Below are 26,974 nucleotides of genomic sequence, written 5' to 3'. Positions count from 1 at the left end.
AAATTATGAATTCTAAATGACTTTTATAAGCAGTCAATTATTATATTTGTGACCAATGTATATTTTTAAGTAAACCAAAACAAAAAAAGAGAATGACATTAATAAAATCAATATCAGGAATTCGGGGAACTATTGGCGGTAAAGTAGGGGATAATCTTACTCCTGTTGATGCCGTAAAATTTGCATCCGCTTATGGAACCTGGTTAAAAAACAGTCAGACTACAGCTGCGACAGAATCAAAATTAAAAGTAGTAGTAGGACGCGACGCCCGTATTTCTGGGCCTATGATTCATAATTTAGTGGTGAATACATTGATAGGTTTAGGAATAGATGTAATCGATTTAGGTTTGTCAACAACGCCTACGGTTGAAGTTGCTGTACCGCTTGAAAAAGCGAATGGCGGAATTATTTTAACCGCTTCACACAATCCAAAACAATGGAATGCCTTAAAATTATTAAATGAAAAAGGAGAATTTTTAAACGGTGCGGAAGGCGAAAAAATTCTTCAGATTGCAGAAACTGAAGCTTTTGAATTTTCTGATGTAGATAGTTTAGGTGAAATAACTGCAAACGATGCTTACATGGATATTCATATTGACGAAGTATTGAATTTACCATTGGTAGATGTAGAGGCTGTAAAAGCAGCTAAATTTAAAGTGGTGGTTGATGGTGTAAATTCATCCGGAGGAATTATTATCCCTAAATTATTAGAATTAATGGGAGTTGAAGTAGTAAAACTATACTGTGAACCTAACGGACATTTTCCTCATAACCCGGAACCTTTAAAAGAACATCTGACAGATATTTGCGAATTAGTTGTAAAAGAAAAGGCGCATCTTGGGGTAGTAGTTGATCCTGATGTAGACCGTCTGGCTTTTATAAGTGATGATGGCGAAATGTTTGGTGAAGAATATACGCTGGTAGCCTGTGCCGATTATGTGCTGAGTAAAACACCAGGCAATACCGTTTCTAATATGTCTTCTTCCCGTGCATTACGCGATGTAACAAATGCTCATAATGGAAGTTATGAAGCAAGTGCTGTGGGAGAAGTAAATGTGGTAGAACTGATGAAGAAAAATAATGCCATTATTGGAGGTGAAGGAAATGGCGGAATTATCTATCCTGAATCCCATTATGGTCGTGACAGTTTAGTGGGAGTAGCGTTGTTCTTAACACATTTGGCAAACAAGAAAATGAGTGTGGCAGCTTTGCGTGCTTCTTATCCGGAGTATTATATGAGCAAAAATAAAATAGAATTAACACCACAAATTGATGTTGATGCGATATTGGTCGCTATGACTGAAAAATATAAAAATGAAGATATTACGACCATTGACGGTGTCAAAATTGACTTTGCTGACGAATGGGTGCATTTAAGAAAATCGAATACTGAACCGATTATTCGTATTTATACCGAAGCACCATCACAGGCGCAGGCAGATGCTTTAGCGTTACGTATTATTGACGAAATTAAAGCAGTAGCAGGAATTTAAATTTTTGGAATTTTTCAAAAAAAAAATAACCCTTTCAGAATTTGATTTCTGAAAGGGTTTATTATTTAATCCCAATTATTTGATGATGATACCGCTATTTTTCCTCCTCCGGTAAAGAACAGCGTAATTCCTCCGGCTATATATAATCCTAATAATTCTAATTGCCAGCCTCCATTTTCATTGAGTAAAAATAGTTGTTCACTATGCACTAATAACAGCGCAAATAAAGCACCTAAAACATATACGATAGAAGCAATCCGGGTTCTGAATCCAATCAGAATTAATATTGGTGCTATAATTTCAGTAAAGTATACACCATAAGAAAGTAAAGATGGTAAGCCTTTGTCAACCAGCATATCTCCAATGAAAGAGGTATGTCCTATTTTAGCAATTCCGTGTAATAACATTAATCCTCCGGTAGCGATACGAAGGATCAGTAAACCTAAATCAGTGTTTTTAGTCATAAATTTATTTTTGCAGGTTAAGTAAAATTTTATGGGGAAACTTTTTCAAATATAGCTTAATATTTACAAAAAAATAATATATCTGTTTAAAAATTCACTCTGAAACTTACGTTTGGTGTAAGTGCCAGCGAATGATTATTGATTTCAATGGCTTTTCCGGAAGTATCCGGATCAACTTTGTAATACCGATTAATGGTATTGTTTTGATTGGTAACATTAATAATTCCTGCCCGCAAAGTGGTTTTTACAGTTGGTGTGAAATTAAAATGATAGCTTATAGAAGTATCTAAACGAAAAAAATCATCCAGATTCAGGCTGTTCGGCGCATCATAATTTACAAAAGTGTTGTTGCCGTTTTGTACGGTTTCATTTCCTTCAACAGGTTTGGTATAAGGAATACCATTGCGCCATATTCCTCCAACAGACAGCTTTAAATTATTATAAACAGTATAATTAAATCCAAATGTTACCGAATGCCGAATATCCAGATTATTCGGGAAAGTGGACGGGGTAAAACTTTTAAAATTATAATTATTATTGTTAAAAGTATAGCTAATCCACGTACTGTATCGTGTAGTGGTTTTATTAATAAGAAATTCAATTCCTTTATTGGTATAACTGCCGTTTGCTTTTTTAAATTGAAAATTATTATAAAAACCCTGATTAGAAGCTGTAATTCCGTCCACAATTTTGTAAAATCCTGTTAACTCAATATTCCAGTTGTTGGTGTTAAAATCAATTCCTGTTGAGAACTGTTTGCTTCTGGCAATCGGAATTTCATTATTATCCACCAGTTGCCAGCGTCTTTTTTCGACTCCCAGAAAATCATCTTCAAAATCAATAATCTGGGTTGTAGTCTGGTTTTTAAGTTCGCCTTCTACTTTTAGAGCCAGTTCCTTGGTGAGTTTTTGTCTGAAATTAATTCGGGGTTCGAATAACAATTTGTCAAATTTCTGAAAATAATTTATGCGCATTCCCAGCCTTACATAGCTGTTTTTTTTATTGTATTCAATTTCAGAAAAAAAGGCATGATTTAATAATACTTTCTTTTTAGTAATGGAATAAAAAGGTGCGCTCACACGGGTCTGATTCAGCATTCCCGTTTCGTTAATCTGGTAACCGTTTAATAATTTTAAATTAGGATTAAAGTCATAGTATACATTTAGTTTGGTTCCTGTTTCAATAACTTCATTAGCTTCTGATAAAAGCTGATCTTCACTGACTCTGTAATCTCTTGCATCAATATTATATCTGGAAAAATAGCTGCTTACAAAACTGCTTAATCTGCTATTCCATTGTGCTTTCCAGTTTCCGCCGTAGCCAGTGTTTTTTTGCGAAAGCGAACTGGTTTTGGTAGTGTTTTGATTTTGATTTTCAGCATAATTTAACGCATTATTGATTCCGATAAAATTAGCTCTGAACTGATGATTCTCGTTCAAGTCAAAAAGAATTTTAGCGGTATAATCATAAAATGAAAAATCAGAATCACTGTTTTTAGCTGCGTTATCGGCATTTATTTCACTGTCCTGAAAACTTTTTTTGTAATAATTAGAATAGGCAGGAGTGTTAACCATATCTGTGATGGAATGACGGGCAGAAAGATCGATTTCCAGATTTTTAGTGAGTGGAATTTCTATATAAGCATCTGCGCTGATGAGATTAATGCCTGCTCCACCCGAAATTTTGTTTTTAATTTCGTTATTGGTACTCATTTTAATCATACTGGAAACACCATCACTGTATTCGGCACTCGTTCCGTTTTTAGTAACCACTACTTTTTGGGTCAGATTGGGATTATAAGCTGATATTAACCCAAAAAAATGTCCGGAATGATACATTTTTATATTATCCCAAAGCATTAAATTCTGATCATTTGTTCCTCCCCGAACATTGATATTGGCAATACTTTCGTTACTGCTTTCAATTCCGGGCAGTGTTTGTATGGATTGTAAAATATCGGGCTCCGTAAGTCCGGGCAGGATTCCGAATTTTTTGGTGTTTAACACCGTACTTCCATCAGTGGTTTTTTGTAAACCAGAAGTCAGAAACAGACTGATTAAAACAGGATTCAGTTCTTCTTTAGCTGATTTTAAATAAATTTCTTTGCATTTATTATTCGTCGAAAAGAATTCTTTTGCTTTAAAATTTTTAGTTTCATAGCCGATATATGAAATTGAAATTGTTGCGTCAGCAGCAACGTCTTCCAGATTGAAACTTCCGTTTTTTGAACAGACAGTCCATTTTGAATTGTTGCTGATTCGAACAGAAGCTCCCGGGAGTGTAGTTTTTGATTCTTCGTCCAGTACCACTCCGCATACAGAGAATGATTTATCTAGTCCAGAAATGGTAATATAACGCTGGTCTAATAATTTGAAATTTAAAGGAATTTTTGAGTTTAAATATTCCATTGTTTCCTGAAGAGTAAGAGTTGCAGCAGGTTTTTCAATATGAATACTGGCTACATCTTCCACAACATAAGAAAACTTTACATTAAATTGCTGTTCAATAGTTTGGATAATATCCGTTAGAGGAGTTTTAGGAGTCTGCTGTTGTGCATAACTAAAACTCATGGCGAATAAAAAGTAAAGTAACCATCTATTGCACTTCATATTTGTAGAATATAATAGTTTTTCCTTTGATACGATAACTTAATTGTAACGGAATAGTAATGGCTTCAAGAGCTGTTTTTTGATTATTATGTGTAAAACTTCCGGTAAATAATTTAGAAGTATCAATATCTTTAGTTTCTACTTTTATATCATACTGACGTTCTAATTCGGCTATAACTTGATTCAGAGGTATTCTTGAAAAACTGGATTCATGTTGCAGCCAGGATGGATTCTGAGCATTAAAATCCTCCGTTTTTTCAATTTGATTATTGATAATTCTAAAGGTTTTTCCCGGAGGGAGTTTTACCGTTTGGGTTTTATAAGTAACACTTACTAATCCTTCATAACAGCTTACCTCATAATAATTGCTGCGCTGTTTTACGTCAAAATGAGTTCCTAATACTTTTACAATTCCGTCAGCGGTTTTTACACTAAAAGTGTTTCCTTTTTGCACTTTAAAATAAGCTTCTCCTTCCAGCGTTAAATCCCGTTGTTTATTCCAGTCTTTTTTGCTGAAAATAATCTTTGAAGAAGCATTTAGTAACACCTGAGAATTGTCAGGAAGATAAAAACTTTTAGTTTGGGCAATTCCGGTGGTAAAAGTTTGTGCGGTATTATTAAATAAGAAATAAGCTGTTGTTAATGCTACTATAAAAATTGCCGCAACTTTAAAGAAGCTTTTATAATTTAAGCTTCGGACTTTAGGTTCTTTTTTAGAAAGATTTCTGTTTTTTAAATCAGCCAAAGCCTGTTGCGCATCTACTTTAGGTGTGGCAATATGAGCAGAATAATGAGCAATCTTTTTGATAGTATCAAAATCTTCAGATTGTTTTAAATCTTCCGTTTCTTTATCAGAAAGTGTTCCTTCTAACCATTTTAATATTTCTTTTTCCTTTTTCATTAGTTCCTCATTGTAAGGATAAGACAACTTTGTATAGTTTTACCCTACTTTTAAGTGAATTATATATTTTCGATTTGCTCTTTTAATATTTTCAAAGCAGCAGACATTCTTTTTTCAACCGCTTTTTGTGTGATACCTAATACATCAGCAATTTCCCTGTATTTTTTCCCGTCAATTCTGTTCATTAAAAAAACTTCTCTCTGCGCTTCACTTAAAGACGCAATGGCATTTTGAAGTTTAATTTTAAATTCTTCTTCTTCTAAAATATATTCGGGATTCTGATTGGTTTTATCGTGATAAGGCGTTTCTTTGGCGAAAGCCATCACTACTTTCTGATGTTTTATGGTATTGAGAAATAAATTATTTACGGTAGTAAACAAATACGTTTTGACTTTTAAGAAATCAATCTGAGAACAATTTTCCCAGATTTTAGCAAAAGCTTCCTGAACCAAATCTAAGGCAGCATCTGCATCACCTGATTTATAATAGGCGAAATTTGTTGCTGATTGTACATTTTTTATATAAAAGTCGCTGAAATGAGATTCTTCGCAAAGCGTATTTTTTTTCTCAGACATTCTTGTAGCAGGATTGGGTTTTGGTTATGGTAAAATTATATTATTTTTTTTGAAATCACTGTATTTATATGAAGTGTGTTTCTTGTTCGGTTTTAATTTACTGATTTTCAAGGTTATTGGTTTTTATCTGTTTTTTTTTAATTTTTTAGGTAGGGTAAATTAAGAGACTGTTGTCTTACTTACAAATGCGAATAAATCGACATTAATAACTATTTAGAAAATATTAAATTTGTAACATTATGAAAACATTAAAATTGATTACCGGAATTGCATTGATGAGTATTTTTAGTTTAACATCATGCCAGGACGAAGTAGATGAGGTACAGGGAGATAATCCTAACACGAATACCGCTAACTCTACAACAGCAACTAATTTAAAAAGAGTGGCTATGTTTGACGGATCATCAGATGATTTTATTGATGGTTCTTCCTGTTCAGCTATTAAATTCCCTTTTATTGCTAAAATAAACGGAGTGAGTCTTACTTTTTTAAGTCAATTGAGTTTTGAACAGGCCATTTCTATTTTAGGAGAATTAAATAATAATGAGGATACAGTAGAAATTAAGTTTCCCGTGACACTTAAAATGAGTGATTATACTGAAGTAACAGTTAACAGCCAGGCGGAATATAATGCTATTGTAAATAATTGTGAAGAAGCAGAAAATGACGGAGAAGCGGCTATTTCATCTTTAAATATTAAGTATCCAATTACGCTATTAACTTATGATTCGAGTTTAGAGCAAACAGGAAGTGTGGTGATTACTTCTCAGGAGCAAATGTATAATTACATGATTAACATTAGCAGCACCGAATATTTTTCAGTAAAATACCCAATTTCAGTAACACTTGCCGATGGTTCTACGGAAGAATTAAATAGCGATGCCGAGTTAAAAGCGAGTATTACTGCTGCTTTGAATATTGAGTCTTCAATGGATGAAGCTGCTGAAGATAAAGAAGAATTAGAAGAAATATTAGTAAATGGTACTTTTAAAGTCAACTCATATATTAATGCAGGAATAGATTCGGCCGGGAATTATTTAGGATATACAATTGATTTTGCAAATGACTGGAAAATAAAATCAATGAATGCTTTAAGTGTTATTGCGACAGGAACTTATCAGGTGACTTCTGATACAGAATTATATTTGCAATTTGGATTTTTAGGTAATACTAATTTAAGTTTATTTAATCATACCTGGAAAGTAATCAGTTTTACAGACTCTACAATTACGCTGGAAAGTAAAACAAACAGTGCTGTGAAGTTAGTATTGAAAAAATAGTAATTGTTATTTGTTGGCTTTTACAATTTATAATTTATTTAAAATTGTATTTTTGAAATTCAGTTTAAAAACCCATCATTAAATGAAGAAAATATTTGTTGCTATTAGCTTGATTTTTTTAGTAGCAACTTCCTGCTCTAAAGATTCAGATGAGGAATTGGGTGGAGTTGTAAAAGCCAACAATAAAAAAACATTAGGTACTTCGGCACATGATTTATTATCAGAAGATAAATTTGACAGTATGTTACTTGAAGTGGTTTATGTAGAAGGTTTTGAACCTTCGGCAACAGCAATAAATAATTTTGTTACTTTTTTAAATACCAGAATTTACAAAACAGCCGGAATTAATGTAGTAAAAAGAGCGATTCCCTCTCCGGGTAACGAAACCTATACTAACGCTCAGATTGTTGCTATAGAAGATGCTAACAGACAACATTATAATACCGGAAGCGAAATTGCAGTCTGGGCATTTTTTGCCGATGGAAAATCGGCGAGTGATACTGATACCGCTGTGGTTTTAGGTACTGCTTACAGAAATACTTCATTTGTAATCTATGAAAATACAGTTCGGAAATTAAGTAATTCTCCTTTTAAGCCCAGCAGAACAGTATTAGAAACGACAGTAATAAATCATGAATTTGGGCATATTTTAGGGTTGACCAATGCCGGGACAGCTTTGCAGTCAGACCATGAGGATCCCGATCATAAAAGACATTGTAAGGTATCGACTTGCTTAATGTATTGGGAATCAGAATCAGGAAATGTTCTGGGTGGAGTTGTACCTCAATTAGACGCACAATGCATTGCTGATCTTCGTGCCAATGGAGGAAAATAGCATTTTTATATGATATAAAAAAGGGAATTAAAAGCTTAAAAACGCTGTTTAATTCCCTTTTTTTTTTTAATGATGGTGTTTCCATCTTTTATGTGTCCAGAAATAATATTCAGGAGCTTCATATATTTGTTTTTCTACTTCTTTAATATACCGGTGAATGATTTCATAATTAGGAAGTGACTTAGGATCATCCGTTATAGGAATTAATGTCATTTCGTAATACCCTCTTTTTGCTTTTTTTACTTTGGCAAAAAGAACATTCAGATTGTATTTTTTCGATAATAATTCAGGACCAATATGAACCGGAGTTTCAATTCCCATAAAACTTTCCCAATGTGCTATCTGAGCTCTCTTTGGCGATTGGTCACTGGCAAGTCCGTAGACGGACAAAATTCCTTTTCGGTTGTTGTTAGCCATTAATGGAATGGTTTTGTCAGTAGAAACTAATTCCGTTTTATATTTGGAACGAATATCCCGTGTTAATTTATCAAAATAAGGATTGGCTATTTTTTTATAAACCGCAATTCCCTGATACGACAATTGTATGTTGAAAGAAAGTAACCATTCCCAGCTGGCGTAATGAGAAGCTAAAAGCATAATACTTTTATCTTTTGCTTCGTATTCCCGGACTAACTCAATATTGGTAATCTTAAATCTTTTGCTCATTTCTTCCGCAGACATAGTCATGGTTTTTGCCATTTCCATAAACATATCGCAGAAATGTCTGTAGAATTTTTTTTCTATAGCTAAGTGTTCTTTGGCAGTAAGATGTGGTAACGCTATTTTTAAATTTTCTCTGACGGTTTTTTTACGATAGCCTATGATATAATAAACTACAAAATACATGATGTCAGAAACCCAGTAAAAAATTTGGAAAGGCAAAATCGATATCAACCAGAGTAACGGGTAAGCGATTATAAAAATTAAAAATTGCATGCAGTATTTTTTTAGCAAATATAAGTCAAAAATGAATAACCTTAATAAAATGGAGTTCCTTAGCCTTTGAGTGTCACGGAATGATTATATTTACCAATCATAATAAAAATAATACATGAACAGCTTTTTGATTACTTTAATTGTTGCCAATGTGCTTTTTAGCTACAAAGGTTTTAATGATTATTCTTTTTTTAGAAAATATGAATTTCATACAGGGAGTATTCTTTCCGGGGAAAAAATCCGAATGTTAACTTCTGCGTTTCTGCATGCTGATATTGCTCATCTGGCTTTTAATATGATTACACTTTATTTTTTTGCACCTGTAGTAATCGCTTATTTAGGTAATATTCATTTTCTTATTATTTATTTCTCAAGTTTGCTTTTTGGAAGTTTACTTACATTAGTTTTGCATAAAAATGATTATAATTACAGAGCTATTGGTGCTTCAGGAGCAGTAACGGGAATTTTGTATTCGGCAATTTTATTGCGGCCGGATATGATGTTGGGAATCTTTTTCATCATTCCAATGCCGGCTTATGTATTTGGAATTTTATATTTGATGTATTCCATTTACGGAATGCGGGCTAAAAATGACAATATAGGACATACCGCACACTTTGGCGGAGCGATAGGCGGATATTTAATTACATTATTATTTTATCCGGATTTGATCTGGCTACAGCCACTGATGGTCATATTGTTAACAATTCCTATAATACTTCTTTTTATTTTAATAAAACTAAAGAAGCTTTAATGGCACAAATTTTGAATATTATCTGAAAATTTTAAAAAGTAAAAAAATGAAAAATGTAGTCGTATTTCTATCCGTACTGTTTATGACCGTATCTTATGGTCAGGAGATAAAACAAGTTCCTCAAATAAGTGTTTCAGGTGAAGGAAAGGTAAAAGTCATTCCTGATGAAGCTACCATTTCAGCAACGGTTGAAACCAGAGGGAATGTTGCTAAAGATGTCAAAAAACAAAATGACGAACAAGTGGAAGCTGTTTTGAAATTAATTAAAAAAATGAATATTGCTTCCGCAGATTTCAGAACACAACGTGTGGCGTTAAATCCGATATACGATAGCGACAAAAAGAAAACCACTTATAATGCTACACAAACCATTGAAATTATCGTCAGAGATTTAAATAAATATGACGAATTAATGGAAGGTTTAGTAAATCAGGGAATCAACAGAATTGATAATGTGGTTTTTCAATCGTCTAAATTAGCGCAATATGAATCAGAAGCCCGAAAATTAGCCATGAAAGAGGCGAAGCACAAAGCCGAAGATTATGTGTCAGTTTTAGGACAAAAAATAGGACGTGCTATGACCATATCTGACAATACTCAGACTTACACTCCGCAACCGGTGTATGCAAGATTTAAAACTATGGCAATGGAAAGCGATTCAGCTGCACCAAGAGAAACTCTTGCCGCAGGAGAAATTACCATTACGGCTAATGTGAGTGTGAATTTTATATTAGAATAAAAAAAATAGAATAACTAAAAAAGCCAGTAAAATTATTTTTACTGGCTTTTTTTTATATCAATTAAGATTAAATGAATTAATCCTGATTAGTTACTTTTCTGTAAGGGAAAGCATTAAAGATATGTCTTTTTGCAAATCTTGCAGGAGAATCAGCATTCACCATTTTTACATAAGTTGCTTTAGGAACACTGATGTATTCATAAACACTACCATTAGAAAAATTGATAATCAATCTTCCTTCTACAAATTTGTAATCTGTAACTGTTGCCGTAGCAATAGTTTCTTTGTACTCAGGTAAGTTTGCTTTAATAGTTTCAGGATTGATGCTTACTAAAAAATGGTAAGCTTCAATAATTTTTTTACTATTTTCTTCGGCCGCTTTTAAACCAGCTTCATCTCCCTGAAATTTATCAGGATGTGCTTCTTTCATCGCGTTGCGATAAATGGTTTTTAAATCTTTTAGCTGTGCAGTTTTGTCTACATTTAAGAGCTTGCGGTATTCAACTATTTTTTTCATAAATTAAGGTAACTACTTGTCTTTTATTGAGGAAACAGATGTTTTTCGGTTTCAAAATCGACAATTTTTTTGCAAAGGTACACTTTTTTTTAAATTTTACTTTATCAATAAAAAAAAAGAAAAAAGATTTTATTTCGCTAACATCCAGATTGTCAGTTGTTATTGTTCCGGCTTATTGTTTGCTTTGTCAAAGTTTTTAGATTTTTTAGGATATTTATTATGACTGATGTCACTTGGGTTTTCGATGACTGATTTTATGGTAATCCAATCACCAACAGCATGTTTAGCCATAACCATTTTATAATCTAATAAGTATTCTCCACAAAAAAAGTTGTTGTTTTCATCTTTTTCAATAATTCCTGTATATACTCCTTTTTGTAACATCTTTCCTTCTGAAGCTTTGCTCATAATCTTTATTTTTAAATTTAAGTGCAAAGTTAATCATTTATTAATCGCTGGAGGCAGTTTTATGTTTTCTGAGTATCTTTGCGCTCATGCAAAAAAACTTTAAACCCCATCCTAATTCTTTTAAAAACACTTTTTGTGTCTTTCACGAAGTCCTTCCGGATGTTTTAGACGGCTTAAAAGTACAGTTTAAAAGCAAAGCAGGGAGCAGTTATTATTACACTGAGGAAGGAATGTATCGCGTTTCTAATCATTGGGGACGTTTAGCTAACAGTAAATGGCGATTAGTGGCTATGGATCCTGAAACAGAATCCAAATATAAAACAGGTTTTGCAAAATGGGATTGTTTTTATCCGGATAATGCAACAGATAAATTGTATTATTTAGAAATGGATTATCGTAAAAACACCGTTAATTATCAACACCGGATGAATCCGCTTTATGATCAAAAAGCAATATTGCGCACTAGTGCGGAAACGACCAAAAGAATCAAACAAATTAGAAATTTACTTCAATTGAATTCCTGGGCAAAACATTTTGACTGTGATGATATTGCTCTTTTGAGAACGTTAATTATCGAAGATTTGATTTATACCGATAATACACTGGAAGAGATCAAAAAAAAGGTGGCTCTTAAAATTTAGTTTGTTGTAATTTTTATTAAGTCGTTTAAACTTATGGGTTTTGACATGTATCCCAGAATTACCGGATTGTTTTTTGCCCTTTCTTTATCTTCAATTGCTATAGAAGAACTGGAAATATAAATTTTAATTTCAGCCTGAATTTGCGGTTTCAAAACAAGTATTTCATCCATAAAGCCCCAGCCGTCAAGAACCGGCATTTCAATATCTAAAAGAATGACATCCGGGAAATTTCCTTTTTCGGCAATAATCTGTTTCAGGGAATTGATTGCTTCGTATCCATTTGAAAAAGAATGTACATTAGAAAAAAGTCCCGATTTACCGATGATTTTTTTCATGATAATTTGATAGATAGGATCATCATCTACAACCCAGATGCTTTTTTGGTTCATGATATATAAACTTTAAAAGTGGTTCCTAAATCAGGCTTACTTTCTACAGTTATACTGCCTCCCATAGCGTCAATTTGATTTTTAGTAATAAACAGACCAATGCCTTTAGCCTCTTTGTGGTTACTGAATGTTTTATACATTCCAAAAATTTTATGTCCGTTTTTATCAAGATCAATACCTATTCCGTTATCAGATACCTTCAGTACGGTTTTTTCGTTTTCAGTGTAACAGTCAATATAAATTTCAGGATGTCTTTCCGGATGACTGTAACGGATGGCATTTGAAATAAGGTTATATAAAATACTTTGAAGATAAGCTGGATTATAGTTTATTTGAATGGCTTCGTCAATGGAAGAAATTATGTTTAGTCCTTTTAATTCAATTTGGTCAGCAAGAATATTGATTGTATTATCTATATATTGTTTCAGATTCAGATCTTCGGTAACAATACCTACATTAGTCTGGATATTAACAACTTCATTCAGATTTAACATTGTTTCATTTAATGAATCAGAAACGGATTTTAATAATTGTATCATTTCTTCTTTTTCTTCTTCGGATTCTGAGTGTTCAATTAAATCAACAATAGAGGAAATGTTGCTGGTATGAGATCTTAAATTATGAGAAACAATATATGAAAAATTCAAAAGACGTTTATTTTGTTCGGTAACCAGATGGAATGAATTGTTTAAATCTTTTTCAATTTCTTTGGTTTTAGTAACATCAATCATAATGCCTCTTAATCTTTGGGCTTCGCCATTTTCAACAATTACATTGACAATATCTCTTACCCAAACAATGGAGCCGTCTTTAGCAATCATCCGGTATTCAAAATCATGATTTGATTTTTTGCTGGTTTGTTCGTAACAAAATGACAAGGCAGATTCTTTATCAGCAGGATAAATATGATCAATCCAAAAATTTGGTGTGTTGATCCATTCCTGAGAAGTAAAGCCTAAAATATCTTCCACTTTTTTACTGATAAAATTAAATTCTAATGTTTTGGCATCACATTCCCACACAATTCCATCAATGGTATTAATGAGGGATTCTATTCTTTTCTGTGAATTATAAATAGCTTCTTCTGCAAGTTTACGCTGGGTTACATCTTCTGCAATAGCAATATGGTTTGTAGGAAATGAATTGACTTCCCAAAGAGGAGAAACAGTAAGCTTAATCCAGATAGTAGCACCTGATTTTGTAATATGTCTTCTTTCAGTAGCATATTCTCTGATTATTCCTTGACGGAGTTTTTCAAAATTTGCAAGAGATTCTTCTAAATCATCAGGATGAACTATAGCCTGAATGTTTTTTTGTTTTATTTCCTGTTCTGTGTAGCCCAGCAAATCACAATATTTTTTATTAGCTTCTAAAAGTTTCCCTGTAACAGTATCAACATAAGTGATTCCTACTGCAGCCTGGTCGAAAACACTTTTAAATTTAATTTCATTTTTTAAAAGTTTCGCCGCCTGTTCTTTAAGTAATTTTTCTAATTCTGCCGGTTTTCTAAAAAAAGAAGTAGTCAGAAATCCAATCAGTAAAGCTAAAATCAAAGCCAAAAGGCTACGAACTGTAAAAGTAAATAATAACTCATTAGGTTTTTTATTGACAAGGTAAAGTGTCCAGTCACCATCAGGAACTATTGAAACAACTGCATTTTCAGGATTTAATTTTTCTGATGTTTCTAAAAAAAAGGTTTCTTTATGAGTAAGAGGATTGACTTTCGAAATTTGGAAAAAATATTTCGACGGATCAATTTTTTTTATTTCCGGTTTATTGAGTAAAGTATTAAAGCGGATAATAACTGCTGAAAAACCCCAAAAACGGTTTTCCTTATAGATGGCTATACGGCCTAAGATGCCTAATCCACCCTGTTTTAATTCAAACGGACCTGCAAAATACATTCTTTTTGTCTGAATGGCTTTGAGAGCTTCTGCACGATACTTTTTATTGTTGAGAATATCAATTCCCAGGGCAGCCTGATTTTCTTTTAACGGATAAGTATAGCGTATAATTCCGTCAGGCACCAGTTGTACAGCGTCTATGTTGCTGTCTGCCTCCAGAATTTTTTTACCCACTGCCTCAAAATTTTCCGGTATTCCTTTATCATTAATAGTTAATGCTAACGTCAGAGCATCGACATAATTTTTTTTTAAAGATTGATCTATGCTTTTGTGTATTGCTTCAAGAATAGTATGCATCTCATCGTGCTTGACCTTTTTTTCAATATGATACTGCTGATAAATAATTAAAGAAAAAATAGTACAAAAAAATAAAAAGACCAGCGTCCCAATCAATTTTGGTTTTAATTTGAACCAATTGCCTGAATTTGTGTTTGATTTAATAAAATTCATTTTACAAAGAAGCTAAGAGTTTTTATTTTTTGTCAAGCTAATTACTAAAAATTAAATGATAATGTAATGAATTTATCCAAATCTATGAAAAAAAAATAAAAAAAAAGGAAAATTGATTCCTGGTTTGCTAATTTATAAAAAGTATAAATTCAGATTTTTTTAAAAAGCAGAAATAAAATTTTAGTAACAGGCTGGTCTCCAATTAATAGATAATAAAAAGATTTTATTGAAATTTCTATATAAAAATGATGAACTTTGTGCATTATAAAACAGATAAGCTTTATTTTTATTTAATAAATAAGGATAGAATTATAATCTGAAATTTTAAAGGAGCTGATTATGGGAAGAAACAATGAAAGAAATATTAAAAAGCACAATGATAAGCTTCACAAAGCACAAGCTAAAACAAAACAAGCGGAGTTATCCAGAAAAGAAAAACTAAAAGAAATAGTGAAAAAATTTAATGAAAATAATCCTTCCGCAGGAAATTAATAAAATACATAATGGAAAACGATAAATACAGTTTGCTAAAAGCAGAAGTTCAGGAAATAATTGATTTGATTGCGGCTAAAAATGCTAAAGAGGCCAATAATAAATTGGCCGAAGTAAGTGAACAGCTTGATGAATTATTAGATACTTCGGATGAAGACGAAGATTTGATAGAAATTAGTAAATATCAGGTTTTATTAAATCAATTGTATCAAAGAATAGTGGCTCTTAATGGTCACGCATAAGTTTTCATAGTATGAATGGATGTTATTGTAATTCGCAAAAAATATTTAAAGATTGCTGTGAACCTTATCTTAAAGGATCAAAACAGGCCCCAACAGCCGAAGCTTTAATGCGTTCCCGCTATAGCGCTTATGCTACCCATCATGCCGATTATCTGATGGCAACAACTCATGTTTCGCAAAGAGATTTACATTCTAAAGAGGATATTCTGCTTTGGTCAACCTGTAATCAATGGCAAAAATTAGAAGTATTAAAGACAACTGCAACTACCGTTGAATTCAAAGCTTATTATTTGGATACCAATAAAAAAACACATATCCATCATGAATTTTCCACCTTTGTTCAGGAAGAAGGAAGCTGGTATTATGTAGATGGAGAATATTATTGATTTTAGAGGTTGTTTAAATTCATCTTAATTATCCCAAATTCCTAAAGGATATAATTTTGATGAATTTTTAAGAAATTTTCTGTCCCTTAGAGAAAGGGAAAAGAAAATTCTTTTTAACTTAAAATTAATAACTGTTTGCTTGAAGTACTCTTTAAAAAAATGTAATTTTAAAGCTATGGAAAAGAGCAATAAAAAAGGGTTTTTCTTTAAACAGTATCAGGCTCCCAATCAATCTCCATTTGATAAATTATTTGAAATTTTCAAAGAATTAATCACGCATACTTCCGGAGATTTTGATGAAGCTATTAGTTGGTTGCGAGAATTAGACGTTGAATACAAACTAACTGATGAAAATTATACTATCGATGATTTTATAGAAGACCTTAAGAAAAAAGGTTATATTAAAGATGAAGTCAAAGAAGATGGAACTCCGGGGTTAGGAATCACAGCAAAAACAGAAAGAGCCATTCGTCAGCAGGCTTTAGATCAGATTTTCGGGAAATTAAAACGTTCCGGAAGCGGAAATCATAAAACCAAACATTCCGGAAACGGCGATGAACATACAGGCGAATTCAGAGAGTTTCATTTTGGGGACAGTCTGGAACGTATTTCATTGACCGAAAGTTTACGAAATGCCCAAATTAATAATGGAGTTGAGCATTTTATACTGACTGAAAATGATTTGGTTGTTGAAGATGCACAACACAAAGCGCAGATGAGTACGGTGCTGATGATCGATATCAGTCACAGTATGATTTTGTATGGTGAAGACCGTATTACACCGGCTAAAAAAGTAGCGATGGCGTTGGCCGAATTAATTACCACACGTTACCCAAAAGATACTTTAGATATTTTAGTTTTTGGAAATGATGCCTGGCCTATTGCTATTAAAGATTTACCTTATTTAAAAGTAGGTCCTTATCATACTAATACTGTAGCAGGTTTGCAATTAGCCATGGATATACTGAGAAGAAAACGCAATACCAACAAGCAAATTTTTATGATTACTGATGGAAAACCCAGTTGTGTAAGAGAACGTGACGGTTCTTATTATATGAACAGTAATGGTTTAGACGAGTATATCGTGGATAAATGTTATACTCAGGCACAACAGGCCAGAAAACTCCATATTCCTATCACCACCTTTATGATTGCAAGTGATCCCTATTTGCAAAAATTTGTCAATAAATTTACCGAAGCCAATCAGGGGAAAGCTTTTTATACCGGTTTAAAAGGTTTGGGCGAAATGATTTTTGAAGATTATGAAACGAATAGGAAGAAGAGGTTAAAGTAGGTAGAATATAGAAAAAAGAAAATAGAAAAATATAGAATACAATGATAAGATAAGAATACAATTTTAAAATTATTCAATCTTTAAATCTTTAAATTTCAAAAATGAAAATACAAAATATAAATACTTTAGGCGAATTAAAAGCTTCGGGTTACCAAAGTAAAAGTATCAAAGATGAATTGCGTAACAATTTACGCGAAAAAATAAAAACAGGCCAAGTTGCTTTTGAAGGCGTTCATGGTTTTGAAAACACGGTAATTCCGGAGTTAGAACGCGCTATTTTGTCCCGTCATAATATCAATTTATTAGGACTTCGCGGTCAGGCTAAAACCAGACTGGCCCGCAAAATGATTGAATTATTAGACGAATACATTCCGTTTGTAACAGGTTCAGAAATCAATGACGATCCTTTGAACCCGATTTCCCGTTTTGCCAAAGATTTAATTACCGAAAAAGGAGATGCCACTCCAATATCCTGGTTGCACCGTAGTGAACGTTTCTTTGAGAAATTAGCCACTCCAGATGTTACTGTAGCCGATTTAATAGGTGATGTCGATCCGATAAAAGCAGCTAATTTAAAATTATCCTATGCTGATGATCGAGTAATTCATTTTGGGATGATTCCGCGTGCCAACCGCTGTATTTTTGTGATAAATGAATTACCTGATTTACAGGCCAGAATTCAGGTGGCTTTGTTTAATATTCTGCAGGAAGGCGATATCCAGATACGTGGATTTAAATTGCGGTTACCTCTTGATATGCAGTTTGTATTTACGGCAAATCCTGAAGATTATACAAATCGTGGAAGTATTGTGACACCTTTGAAAGATAGAATTGGTTCTCAGATATTAACCCATTATCCGGAGACTTTAAAAATAGCCAGAACTATTACGGAACAGGAAGCCAAATTAGATGCTGCTCAGGACAGTACGGTTTATGTTCCTTCATTAGCCAAAGATTTATTGGAACAAATTAGTTTTGAAGCCCGAGAAAGTGAATATGTTGATCATAAAAGTGGTGTAAGTGCCCGAATGAGTATTACGGCTTATGAAAATTTATTGAGCACTGCTGAACGTCGTGCATTGAAAGCAGGAGTTGATAAAACGACTTTACGGTTGTCAGATTTTATGGGGATTATTCCGGCTATTACCGGAAAAGTTGAATTGGTTTACGAAGGAGAGCAGGAGGGAGCTGCTGCTGTTGCTGAACATTTGATTGCTGCTGCTGTAAAAACGATGTTTCCTGCATATTTTCCTAAGATAGAAAAGCTGGAAAAACCAAATGATAAAACCCCTTATTCCGATTTAATTGAATGGTTTTTTGCTGAAAGCGGTTTTGAATTGCCGGATGATTGTACAGATGAAGAATATCAACAAATTTTAGGAGCTATCGTACCTCTGGAAATTCTGGTAAAAGAATATCAAAGTGATTTAGCAAAAGAAGATAAATTTTTCATGAAAGAATTTATTCTTTGGGGATTAGTCGAATATCGAAAATTAAGCAAAGACAGGATTACCGAAGGGTATCAGTTTAAGGATATTTATGGAAGTTATATCAGTAAGTTGTAATTTTAGTTAAATAATAAGTTCTAATAGTTATGAAAAATATTCTATTTGTAATTTTTTCTTTGATTTCGTTTTCAGGATGGGCTTGTAGTTGCGGTCTCTTAAATATGACTGAAAAATATATTGAGTCTGATTTTGTGGCTATGGTAACTATAACTAAAATATATCCAAATGAAAAAAATGCTAATAGTTACAGAGCTGATATCAAAATAAACGATTTGTTTAAAGGTGAAAAGCTAAAATCTATATATGTTTATGGGAGAAGTGATAAAAGTATGGGGACATCTTGTGATATTTTTATTCCGGTAAACACAAAATTAGTAGCCTATGCCAGAAAAGATAGTGATGGGAATTATAGTGTTGGAATGTGTTCAGGTTTACTTTATTTAAATGGAAGAGATGGTAAGCGACAAGATATAGAATTGGAAATATTAGAAGTATTGAAGTCTAAAAATATTGATTATACAAATAAAACAAGGTATCTTGATATTACTAATTTCCCTGCTAATTTAAATCAGTTTAAAGGAATTCAGTTAGATAAAAAATATGGAATTTATGAAATAACTTTAGATCATGATTTGAAAAGTACACAGGTTAAAGAAATAAGTGGATTTGGAGGCGATATTGATGATGAAATGATTCAGATTTTAAGTAAAACAAAATGGCGTGTTTCTAATCCTAAATTGAAAGATGATATTGATAATAATAAATTATTAGTTGGAGTATATTATTATGAAGCAGATAAGGAAAACCCTTCTTTCTTGAGTGATTTTTATTTATGGTAATAAGCACTAAATATATTTTTTAGATAGTCTATGTGAGTTATATTTAGTTTACATTCGCTTGCTGGCCCTACTTGGAGCTATTGACAAAATGGAAAAGAATTTTGAGGCTTTAATTGCTTCGTATATTGAGAATAAAGTGGGGATTTCTGAACACTTTTTGAGTGATGAGTTGGCCAATAATTTAAAACAAAATTTATTTTCCTTAAACAAACAAAGTTTATTGAAAGAAGCAGGAACAGGTAATTCAGAAACTGTTGCCTATGATAGTGCTGTTCGAAGCGATTCTATTTACTGGTTGGATAAAAAGCATAATAATGCGTTTGAAAATGAGTTTTTCAAACAGATCGAAGATTTTATTCGTTACCTCAATCAAAGTTGCTACACCGGAATTACGGGTTATGAATTTCATTATTCCTTATACGAAAAAGGCGATTTTTATCTCAGGCATTTCGATCAGTTTCAAAACAATTCCAGTCGTAAATTTTCGATGATTAGCTATTTAAACAGCAATTGGCAACCCGAAGATGGAGGAGAATTAATGATTCATCAGGACAATAACAATTAAAAAATAAGTCCAGTACAAGGAAAAACAGTTTTTTTTAAAAGTGATGAATTACTCCACGAAGTGTTGCTCACGAATACCACCAGAATGAGTATCACAGGTTGGTTAAAATGTGATTAATTATAAAAAGCTCCACGCAATTGCTTAAAGACAATTGGTATGGAGCTTTATAAAAGGTATTTTTGAATCTTATTTTTTTAGAGTTGTTCGGCCATAATTAGCAACAACTGCTAAGCAAATTAAGGGTAAAATAAACGAAAAGTTAACTTCAGGAATGAAACCTAAAACTTTTACATCTGAAAATCCGGGGCCGCCCCAGTCTAAAATGCTTCCTTGTAAAACCGGCATTAAAGCACCTCCTACAATCGCCATTACTAATCCTGCGGAACCAATTTTGGCTTCGTCTCCCATGTCTTTTAACGCAATCCCGTAAATTGTAGGAAACATAATTGACATGAATAATGAAATGCCTACTAAGCAGTACAAACCGGCAGTTCCGGAAAGTAAAATAGTTCCTGTACACAAAAGAACCCCTCCAATACCAAACAGCATTAATATTTTTGAGGGATTAATAGTTTTCATTAATGCTGTTCCAATCCATCTGCCTGTAAGGAAAATTATCATTGCCGAAATATTAAACCAGGAAGCCGTTAATTGTTGACTTTCCGGTAGGTTTTCGTTGATATTGTCGACATATTGGAAAATAAATGTCCAGCACATGATTTGAGCTCCTACATAAAATGCCTGAGCAATTACTCCCTGAATATAAGTCTTATTAGCAAATAACTTTTGGAAAGATTCAGAAATAGACATTTTATCATGATCCGCTGTTTTTGGGATTTTAGTAAAAATAATAATCGTCATAATTACTAAAACAACTCCTCCTAAAAGAAGGTAAGGAACACTAATTATTCCCAAATCGTTTTCACGAACTGTAGCTTTTGCAGTTTCAGATAAAGTATCATAAATTAAGGCTCCCGAAGCATCTTTATCGTCAGAACGCAAGGCTGAAATAACAAATTGCTGTGCCACAATCATTCCCATTAAGGAACCAACCGGATTGAAAGATTGTGCCAAATTTAACCGGCGAGTAGCGGTTTCTGTATCTCCTAAAGCTAAAATTAAAGGATTAGATGTTGTTTCTAAAAACGCTAGCCCACAGGTGATTACCCATAAGGATATTAAGAAAAAGTTATAGTCCTGATAAGCGGCAGCCGGGTAAAATAAAAATGCTCCCGAAGCATACAGGCAAAGCCCTAAAATAATTCCGGATTTATAGCTGTATTTTCGAATGAATAAAGCTGCCGGCAAAGCCATAAAAAAATAGCCAAAATAGAATGCAAACTGTACAAGTGAGGCTTGCATGTTAGATAACTCAGGCATTACTTTCTTAAATGCAGAAACCATTGGGTTGGTCAAATCGTTAGCAACTCCCCACAAGGCAAATAAAGATGTGATGATAATAAACGGGAAAAGTAGTTCCTTTTTTACTACAGGGATTTTTGAAGTTTTTGTCATTTGGTATACGTTTAATAATGGTTTTTGGTCTGGTTTGTCAAGAAAAAGAACAAATCCTATCAGAATAAGATTTGTTCTTTCACAGTTGAAATAGTATTATTCGGTTAGTAACGAGCGGTCTAAATGAACGTAACCACCGTCACAAAAGATGAATTGCCCTGTAGTATGTGATGATCTTTCTGAAATGGTAAACAAGCAGGTATCTGCAATTTCATCAGGTGTAGTCATTCTGTTTTCCAAAGGAATTTTTTTGACAATAGATTTCAGTTTTTCTTCACCGTTTTCCAGTGTTTTAATCCAGGTGTCATAAGCGGGAGTCCAGCTTTCGGCAATGATTACGGCATTCACTCTTATCGAATGCTTGATTAAATCTACGGCCCATTCGCGGGTTAAACCTAACACGCCACCTTTTGCAGCAGCATAACCCGAAGTACCACCCTGACCTGTTAAGCCTACTTTAGAACCAATATTTAAAATAGGTCCTTTCGATTCTTTAAGGTAAGGAAGTGCGTGTTTCACCGTTAGAAAATAACTCACCATATTGAGCTTTAAAGAATCCATAAATTCTTCATAAGAAGCATCTAATCCTGCTCCGTCATTAACACCTACATTATTGATTAAAGCATCAATTCGACCGTATTTTGCAGTAATTTCGGCAATTGCTTTTTCAATTTGCTCAGGATTAGTAACGTCTGTTTTGCAAAATAAGGCGTCAATTCCTTTTTGTTGTAATTCTTCTACATAGGCAAATCCACGATCATTTCTGTCAATCACTGCTGGTATTGCACCTTCGGCAGCTAAATGCTGTAAAATAGTTTCTCCAATACTTCCTTTAATTCCTGCAGCCCCGGTAATAACGACTACTTTTCCTTTTAATCCTAAATCCATTATTTATAAGTTATAAAATTTAATTGCATTTCCACCCATAATGGCAGCTTGCTCCTCTGAACTTAATTTTGCAATAAATTGGGTTACTAATTCTTTTGTTTTTGTATAGTTTCCAGCGACTAAGCACACTGGCCAATCAGAACCAAATAAGATTCTGTCAGTGCCAAAAGCATCTAAAACCAATTGCATATAAGGCTCAATTTGTTCTGGTGTCCAAGTGTTGTAATCGGCTTCTGTGGTCATTCCGGATAATTTGCAGTACACATTTGGATATTGACCTATTGTTTTCATTAAAGCTGCCCAACCATCATAAAACCCATCTTTTATGTATGGTTTTGCAATGTGATCAATAACGAATTTCTGATTTGGAAAACGGCGAACTAATTCTAATGCAGCGCCTAACTGATGTGGAAAAATTAAAATATCATAAGTGAAATTGTATTTTTCTAAAGCAGCAATTCCGTTTAGGAAATTGGGGCGAAGCATAAAATTATGATCGGCTTCACCTTGCACCACATGTCTGAATCCTTTTAGTTTTGGAAATTGACTGTAGTGTTTTAAAACCGTGTCAATATCAGAGGCTCTTAAGTCAACCCAGCCTACAATTCCTTTGATAAAATCATTTTTTTTAGCTAAATCCAAAAGAAAATCCGTTTCGGCTAAGGTTTGGTCTGCCTGTACCGCTACACAACCATCAACGTCATTTTGCTGATAAACCAATTTTAAATCTTCAGGCAGAAAATTTTTACGAATGACTTTCATGTTATCGTCAATCCAGGCATGTTTTTCTGCTTCGTAAATCCAAAAATGCTGATGCGAATCTACTACCATATTATTTTAATTTAAAATCGACCGTAGCTTTAATAACGCCTGTTGCAGGGTTTAACCAACTGTCAAAATTTGCAATCATTTCTGTGTAAGGAACTGTATGGCTAATATAAGATTCTGTTGGGAATTGGTCTAAAACACTGATTACGTGTTCAAAATCTTCTGTAGTAGCATTTCGGCTGCACATTAAAGTCATTTCTTTAGCGTGAATAGCAGGGTGGCTGTAAGTCAATTCTCCTTTAGATAAACCTACAAGAACAAAACGTCCACCATGTGACATATAATCAGGGCAGATTTCTAAAGCACCTTTATGTCCCGAAGCATCAAAAACAGCGGTACATAAATCGCCATTCGTGATTTTAGTAATTTCTTCAACCGTATTTTCGCCTGCTTTTACAGTGAAATCTACTCCGATTTTATCTTTGGCGTAAGCCAGACGTTGCTCATTCATATCAATAGCAATTACTTTTGCACCGGCAATTTGAGCTAACTTCATAATCCCGATTCCAATAGGTCCACAACCTACTACCGCAACTGTTTCGCCGGGAACAATGGCTGCTCTGCGTATAGCGTGTGCTCCAATTGCTAAGGGTTCTACAATAGCCATTTGGTCATCAGTTAAATTGTTTGCAGGCAAAAGAATAGAAGCCGGAACTGTAATTTGTTCCTGCATCCCGCCATCGGCATGAACACCTAAAACCTTAATGTTTGTACAGCAGTTTGTTTTTCCATTTCTACAGGCAATACAAGTACCGCAGCTCACATAAGGCATTACTACAACATTGTCACCTGCTTTAATTCCTCTGGGATTATCTCCAATTTCGAGTACCGTAGAGGCTAATTCATGACCTAAGATTCTGGGATATGTAAAAAAGGCCTGATTTCCGCCATAAGCGTGTAAATCAGTACCACAAATCCCAACCTTGTTGATTTGTAATAAGGCTTCATTTTCTTTTCTGACAGGAGCTTCTTTTTCTTTTAAAATAAATTCACCTGGCTTTTCGCAAACAATGTATTTCATATATGTAAAAGTTATTTGTTGTTGGTCATTGATATTATCGCTTTTGTTTTAGAGTTGTTTACCGGCAAACTATGTGCGATGCTGTTTTCTCCTGAATCTTTAAATCATTTTTTAAATAAAAAAAACACAACTGACAGGAATTGTGTTTCTCGTTAAAATTTCTATTTTTGTTCAATCGATTGAACAAATATAAAAACTAATTGGAGAATAAAAAAAAATCCACAATAAAAGATATCGCAGCAGTTTTAGGTTTAACACCTTCTGCAGTTTCAAAAGCTCTGAGTGATCATCCCCGAATTAGCGATAAGACTAAAATTGCAGTAAGGCAGGTGGCGCAGGAATTGGATTATCAGCCTAACTTTTTATCCAGTGCTTTACGCAAAGGGAAAAGCAATTTAGTTGGCGTAATTATTCCCCGTGTCAACAGTCATTTTTTTTCTTCGGTAGTCGAGAATATTGAAAAAGTACTGAATTTAAACGGTTATAATATTATTATGACTCAGTCGAATGAATTGTATGCTAAAGAATGTCAGGAAATAGACACTTTATTGAAAATCCAGGTTGACGGGATTATTGCTTCTATGGCTAATGAAACGATTGATTTAGAATATTACGAAAAAATTAAATCCAAAGGAACGGAACTGGTTTTGTTTGATAGGGGTGAGGAGGAACTGAATGTGGATTATGTAGGGATTGATGATTATAAAAGTAGTCATCTGGTTGTTGATCATCTGGTTTCTCAAAACTGCAAACGCATTGCACATATTGCAGGATTTCATCATATCCGGATTTATAAGGAAAGAATTCGAGGATACAAAGATGCGCTGGAAAAATGGAATTTGTCTATTCAGGAAGATTGGATTATTGAAAGTAATCTGCGCATTGATGATGGGCGACGTATTATGCAGCAATTGCTAGACGCTCCTGAAAAACCCGATGCAGTTTATGTGGCAGGTGATATTGCGGCACTGGGAGCATTGCAGGTCCTTTTAGAAAATAATATTAAAGTTCCTGAAGAAATTGCTTTGATCGGTTTTAGTGACGAACCTTTTACCTCATTAACACAGCCTTCCATTTCAACAGTGAATCAGCATAGTGACCAAATAGGGAAATTAGCTGCCGAAGCTTTTTTAGAGCGAATGAAAAAAACAAAGAAAAAAACAGTAAGCCGTATTATATTAGAACCTGAATTGATTATCAGGCAGTCTTCTGATAAGAATGTAGAATAGATAACCATAGGGACTTTTGGGACACTAATTGGAGTAATTAAAAGGATTGTAAAATATAAGAAAAAAGGTTTCTATTTTCAATTTTTTTTGACTCGGTATTTTTAATACTATTCTGTTTTTCCATAAACAGGAACGATGAAATTTCCATTTAAAAAAGATTCGGTTTCCAACTGACTCTGAAGAATAATACCTTTAAGATTATTATCAAGTAATAGTTGAGCTGATTGTACCAAAGGAGCTGAAGTAGTGGTTTGTATTGCTCTTAGAGTGTAGTTCCCTATCCTTTGAGGTAAGATGCATTTGTGAACTTCTTTTCTTCTTAAAATACCTTTTTTATCTCTGCCTTCAACAGCAGCATACAAAATAATCTGATCTTCTTCAATGAGCGGAATTTTCTTTTGCATAATATTTTGTAATTCCTGAATGGTATTTTCGTGATTTCCTATTGTAATTAATTGTTTATGTATCCAGTCGTAATGCCCTGGGAAACGGAGTGTTTTGTAATTTAGATTACGGACTTTACCACATAAGGCATCCGGTAAATCTGCTGCACCGCCTGAAGTTAAATCAGCTTCATACATAATTCCGTTAAGGATAACAGAAGTTCTTTCAGATAAGGCAGGGATTTCGGTTTTTTTATAATTTCTTAAAACGGTAGCTTTTTTAAGATATTCTGTTGCGACTCCCACAGGACTCCAGGTAAAACCATAATAATGTGGAGCAACAGCATTTTTTGTCAATGCTCCAACTTTAAACTCCAGTTTCTCGACAGTATCTGTTTGATGCTCGCTGCAGAATTTTTGAAAAAGGGAATTAGCAAGTACATTAATGTAACCTGGAGCGATTCCTGTTTGTAAAATAAAACCTGTTTTAGCTTCCTTGGCTAAAGATTTAATCTCCTCAGTTTCGGCAACATATTCGGTTAGATTAGCGTAATGCAAATGATATTCTCTGGCTAATCGGGCAATTCTAGGCGCTTCACTTCCCGGAAGGCAGTCTAAAATAATATCACCTTTTGTCAAAACAGCCTGCATTTGAGCTGTAATTTTATTTTCGGCAAAGTAAAAAGCTTCAACGGTACAGTTTTTAGTGGTTCCTTTTTTAATCCATTCTGCTACAGATTGTGCTTTAGCAAGTGTCCGGTTTCCAATAAATATTGTTGGTGTAACCTGACTCCATTCAGCCAGAATTAAGCCGGTTGCTTCAGCAATTCCTCCGGCTCCTGCAATAATAATGTTGTAGTGCTTTTTCATAGATTATTGTTTTCCCTGA

Annotated in this window: 27 protein-coding genes and 1 pseudogene; 14 read left to right on the top strand and 14 right to left on the bottom strand. The window is 33.5% G+C overall.

Annotated features, from left to right (window positions below; translation table 11 throughout):
- Window positions 1-92: 92 nt before the first annotated feature.
- Window positions 93-1,493, top strand: a complete 1,401-nt coding sequence (gene glmM / locus ACSV4D_RS11400; protein ID WP_439228383.1) for a phosphoglucosamine mutase — start codon at window positions 93-95, stop codon at window positions 1,491-1,493.
- Window positions 1,494-1,558: 65 nt separating this feature from the next.
- Here the strand turns inward: glmM and ACSV4D_RS11395 are convergent, their stop codons facing one another.
- The 4 genes from ACSV4D_RS11395 to ACSV4D_RS11380 all read right to left on the bottom strand — a co-directional run bounded on the left by ACSV4D_RS11395 (window position 1,559) and on the right by ACSV4D_RS11380 (window position 6,042).
- Window positions 1,559-1,957 (bottom strand): DoxX family protein, encoded by a 399-nt coding sequence (locus ACSV4D_RS11395; RefSeq protein ID WP_439228382.1) that lies wholly within the window; start codon window positions 1,955-1,957, stop codon window positions 1,559-1,561.
- An 86-nt stretch (window positions 1,958-2,043) separates the two neighbouring features.
- Window positions 2,044-4,566, bottom strand: a complete 2,523-nt coding sequence (locus ACSV4D_RS11390) for a TonB-dependent receptor (protein WP_439228381.1) — start codon at window positions 4,564-4,566, stop codon at window positions 2,044-2,046.
- Window positions 4,553-5,467 (bottom strand): FecR family protein, encoded by a 915-nt coding sequence (locus ACSV4D_RS11385; RefSeq protein ID WP_439228380.1) that lies wholly within the window; start codon window positions 5,465-5,467, stop codon window positions 4,553-4,555. The genes ACSV4D_RS11390 and ACSV4D_RS11385 overlap by 14 nt, the downstream gene beginning before the upstream one ends.
- 59 nt (window positions 5,468-5,526) lie before the next feature.
- Window positions 5,527-6,042 (bottom strand): RNA polymerase sigma factor, encoded by a 516-nt coding sequence (locus tag ACSV4D_RS11380; protein ID WP_408081902.1) that lies wholly within the window; start codon window positions 6,040-6,042, stop codon window positions 5,527-5,529.
- A 239-nt stretch (window positions 6,043-6,281) separates the two neighbouring features.
- Between ACSV4D_RS11380 and ACSV4D_RS11375 the strand changes: the two genes are divergently transcribed.
- Together ACSV4D_RS11375 and ACSV4D_RS11370 are read left to right on the top strand one after the other, a co-directional pair.
- Window positions 6,282-7,322 carry a hypothetical protein gene (locus tag ACSV4D_RS11375; RefSeq protein ID WP_439228379.1) on the top strand — a complete coding sequence of 347 codons (1,041 nt, stop codon included), beginning with the start codon at window positions 6,282-6,284 and terminating at the stop codon, window positions 7,320-7,322.
- 82 nt (window positions 7,323-7,404) lie between these two features.
- A complete protein-coding gene (locus tag ACSV4D_RS11370; protein WP_439228378.1) occupies window positions 7,405-8,157 on the top strand; it encodes a membrane metalloprotease in 753 nt (250 codons plus the stop codon).
- 66 nt (window positions 8,158-8,223) lie between these two features.
- Here the strand turns inward: ACSV4D_RS11370 and ACSV4D_RS11365 are convergent, their stop codons facing one another.
- Window positions 8,224-9,093, bottom strand: coding sequence for a lysophospholipid acyltransferase family protein (locus ACSV4D_RS11365; RefSeq protein ID WP_439228377.1), 870 nt, complete (start codon window positions 9,091-9,093; stop codon window positions 8,224-8,226).
- A 115-nt stretch (window positions 9,094-9,208) separates the two neighbouring features.
- Here ACSV4D_RS11365 and ACSV4D_RS11360 point away from each other — a divergent pair, with 115 nt between their 5' ends.
- Window positions 9,209-9,847 (top strand): rhomboid family intramembrane serine protease, encoded by a 639-nt coding sequence (locus ACSV4D_RS11360; RefSeq protein WP_439228376.1) that lies wholly within the window; start codon window positions 9,209-9,211, stop codon window positions 9,845-9,847.
- Between the two features lie 46 nt (window positions 9,848-9,893).
- The gene (locus tag ACSV4D_RS11355; RefSeq protein WP_408081897.1) at window positions 9,894-10,586 is read left to right on the top strand and encodes an SIMPL domain-containing protein; all 693 of its coding nucleotides are present in this window, start codon (window positions 9,894-9,896) and stop codon (window positions 10,584-10,586) included.
- Window positions 10,587-10,662: 76 nt separating this feature from the next.
- On the opposite strand, the gene ACSV4D_RS11350 is transcribed toward ACSV4D_RS11355, so the two are convergent.
- Window positions 10,663-11,103, bottom strand: a complete 441-nt coding sequence (locus ACSV4D_RS11350) for a KTSC domain-containing protein (protein ID WP_408081896.1) — start codon at window positions 11,101-11,103, stop codon at window positions 10,663-10,665.
- 159 nt (window positions 11,104-11,262) lie between these two features.
- Window positions 11,263-11,511: a hypothetical protein gene (locus ACSV4D_RS11345; RefSeq protein WP_408081895.1), complete on the bottom strand. Its 249-nt coding sequence runs from the start codon at window positions 11,509-11,511 to the stop codon at window positions 11,263-11,265.
- Between the two features lie 86 nt (window positions 11,512-11,597).
- Here ACSV4D_RS11345 and ACSV4D_RS11340 point away from each other — a divergent pair, with 86 nt between their 5' ends.
- Complete coding sequence (locus ACSV4D_RS11340) at window positions 11,598-12,152, top strand: hypothetical protein (RefSeq protein WP_439228375.1); 555 nt, start codon at window positions 11,598-11,600, stop codon at window positions 12,150-12,152.
- On the opposite strand, the gene ACSV4D_RS11335 is transcribed toward ACSV4D_RS11340, so the two are convergent.
- Complete coding sequence (locus tag ACSV4D_RS11335) at window positions 12,149-12,541, bottom strand: response regulator (RefSeq protein WP_408081893.1); 393 nt, start codon at window positions 12,539-12,541, stop codon at window positions 12,149-12,151. The two genes, ACSV4D_RS11340 and ACSV4D_RS11335, sit on opposite strands and share 4 nt — an antisense overlap.
- Window positions 12,538-14,895 carry a sensor histidine kinase gene (locus ACSV4D_RS11330; RefSeq protein WP_439228374.1) on the bottom strand — a complete coding sequence of 786 codons (2,358 nt, stop codon included), beginning with the start codon at window positions 14,893-14,895 and terminating at the stop codon, window positions 12,538-12,540. Before ACSV4D_RS11330 ends, ACSV4D_RS11335 begins: the two co-directional genes overlap by 4 nt.
- A 339-nt stretch (window positions 14,896-15,234) precedes the next feature.
- Between ACSV4D_RS11330 and ACSV4D_RS11325 the strand changes: the two genes are divergently transcribed.
- The 7 genes and pseudogenes from ACSV4D_RS11325 to ACSV4D_RS11295 all read left to right on the top strand — a co-directional run bounded on the left by ACSV4D_RS11325 (window position 15,235) and on the right by ACSV4D_RS11295 (window position 20,338).
- Window positions 15,235-15,387, top strand: a complete 153-nt coding sequence (locus tag ACSV4D_RS11325) for a hypothetical protein (protein ID WP_408081891.1) — start codon at window positions 15,235-15,237, stop codon at window positions 15,385-15,387.
- Window positions 15,388-15,398: 11 nt separating this feature from the next.
- Complete coding sequence (locus ACSV4D_RS11320; protein ID WP_408081890.1) at window positions 15,399-15,629, top strand: hypothetical protein; 231 nt, start codon at window positions 15,399-15,401, stop codon at window positions 15,627-15,629.
- A gap of 11 nt (window positions 15,630-15,640) precedes the next feature.
- Window positions 15,641-16,015 (top strand): YchJ family protein, encoded by a 375-nt coding sequence (locus ACSV4D_RS11315; RefSeq protein ID WP_408081889.1) that lies wholly within the window; start codon window positions 15,641-15,643, stop codon window positions 16,013-16,015.
- A gap of 175 nt (window positions 16,016-16,190) precedes the next feature.
- A complete protein-coding gene (locus tag ACSV4D_RS11310; protein ID WP_439228373.1) occupies window positions 16,191-17,309 on the top strand; it encodes a vWA domain-containing protein in 1,119 nt (372 codons plus the stop codon).
- Window positions 17,310-17,410: 101 nt separating this feature from the next.
- Window positions 17,411-18,874, top strand: a complete 1,464-nt coding sequence (locus tag ACSV4D_RS11305) for a magnesium chelatase (protein WP_439228372.1) — start codon at window positions 17,411-17,413, stop codon at window positions 18,872-18,874.
- 29 nt (window positions 18,875-18,903) lie between these two features.
- Window positions 18,904-19,656 carry a hypothetical protein gene (locus tag ACSV4D_RS11300; protein ID WP_439228371.1) on the top strand — a complete coding sequence of 251 codons (753 nt, stop codon included), beginning with the start codon at window positions 18,904-18,906 and terminating at the stop codon, window positions 19,654-19,656.
- A gap of 88 nt (window positions 19,657-19,744) precedes the next feature.
- Window positions 19,745-20,338: pseudogene (locus ACSV4D_RS11295) on the top strand (2OG-Fe(II) oxygenase).
- Window positions 20,339-20,407: 69 nt separating this feature from the next.
- Here the strand turns inward: ACSV4D_RS11295 and fucP are convergent.
- The 4 genes from fucP to ACSV4D_RS11275 form a co-directional block, all read right to left on the bottom strand.
- On the bottom strand, window positions 20,408-21,736 hold the full coding sequence (fucP, locus tag ACSV4D_RS11290) for an L-fucose:H+ symporter permease (protein ID WP_439228370.1): 1,329 nt from the start codon (window positions 21,734-21,736) through the stop codon (window positions 20,408-20,410).
- A gap of 96 nt (window positions 21,737-21,832) precedes the next feature.
- On the bottom strand, window positions 21,833-22,624 hold the full coding sequence (locus tag ACSV4D_RS11285; RefSeq protein WP_408081883.1) for an SDR family oxidoreductase: 792 nt from the start codon (window positions 22,622-22,624) through the stop codon (window positions 21,833-21,835).
- Between the two features lie 3 nt (window positions 22,625-22,627).
- Window positions 22,628-23,455, bottom strand: a complete 828-nt coding sequence (locus ACSV4D_RS11280) for an amidohydrolase family protein (RefSeq protein ID WP_439228369.1) — start codon at window positions 23,453-23,455, stop codon at window positions 22,628-22,630.
- 1 nt (window position 23,456) lies between these two features.
- Window positions 23,457-24,473, bottom strand: a complete 1,017-nt coding sequence (locus tag ACSV4D_RS11275; protein WP_439228368.1) for a zinc-binding alcohol dehydrogenase family protein — start codon at window positions 24,471-24,473, stop codon at window positions 23,457-23,459.
- 200 nt (window positions 24,474-24,673) lie between these two features.
- Here ACSV4D_RS11275 and ACSV4D_RS11270 point away from each other — a divergent pair, with 200 nt between their 5' ends.
- Window positions 24,674-25,702: a LacI family DNA-binding transcriptional regulator gene (locus ACSV4D_RS11270; protein WP_439228367.1), complete on the top strand. Its 1,029-nt coding sequence runs from the start codon at window positions 24,674-24,676 to the stop codon at window positions 25,700-25,702.
- A 107-nt stretch (window positions 25,703-25,809) separates the two neighbouring features.
- Here the strand turns inward: ACSV4D_RS11270 and ACSV4D_RS11265 are convergent, their stop codons facing one another.
- Window positions 25,810-26,955: a saccharopine dehydrogenase family protein gene (locus ACSV4D_RS11265; protein ID WP_439228366.1), complete on the bottom strand. Its 1,146-nt coding sequence runs from the start codon at window positions 26,953-26,955 to the stop codon at window positions 25,810-25,812.
- Window positions 26,956-26,974: the final 19 nt, after the last annotated feature.

This window comes from Flavobacterium sp. ARAG 55.4 (genome assembly GCF_051846875.1).
GTDB classification, from domain to species: Bacteria; Bacteroidota; Bacteroidia; order Flavobacteriales; family Flavobacteriaceae; genus Flavobacterium; species Flavobacterium plantiphilum.
The sequence above is the reverse complement of the archived record's forward strand: the minus strand, read 5'-3'. Positions and strand labels throughout refer to the sequence as shown.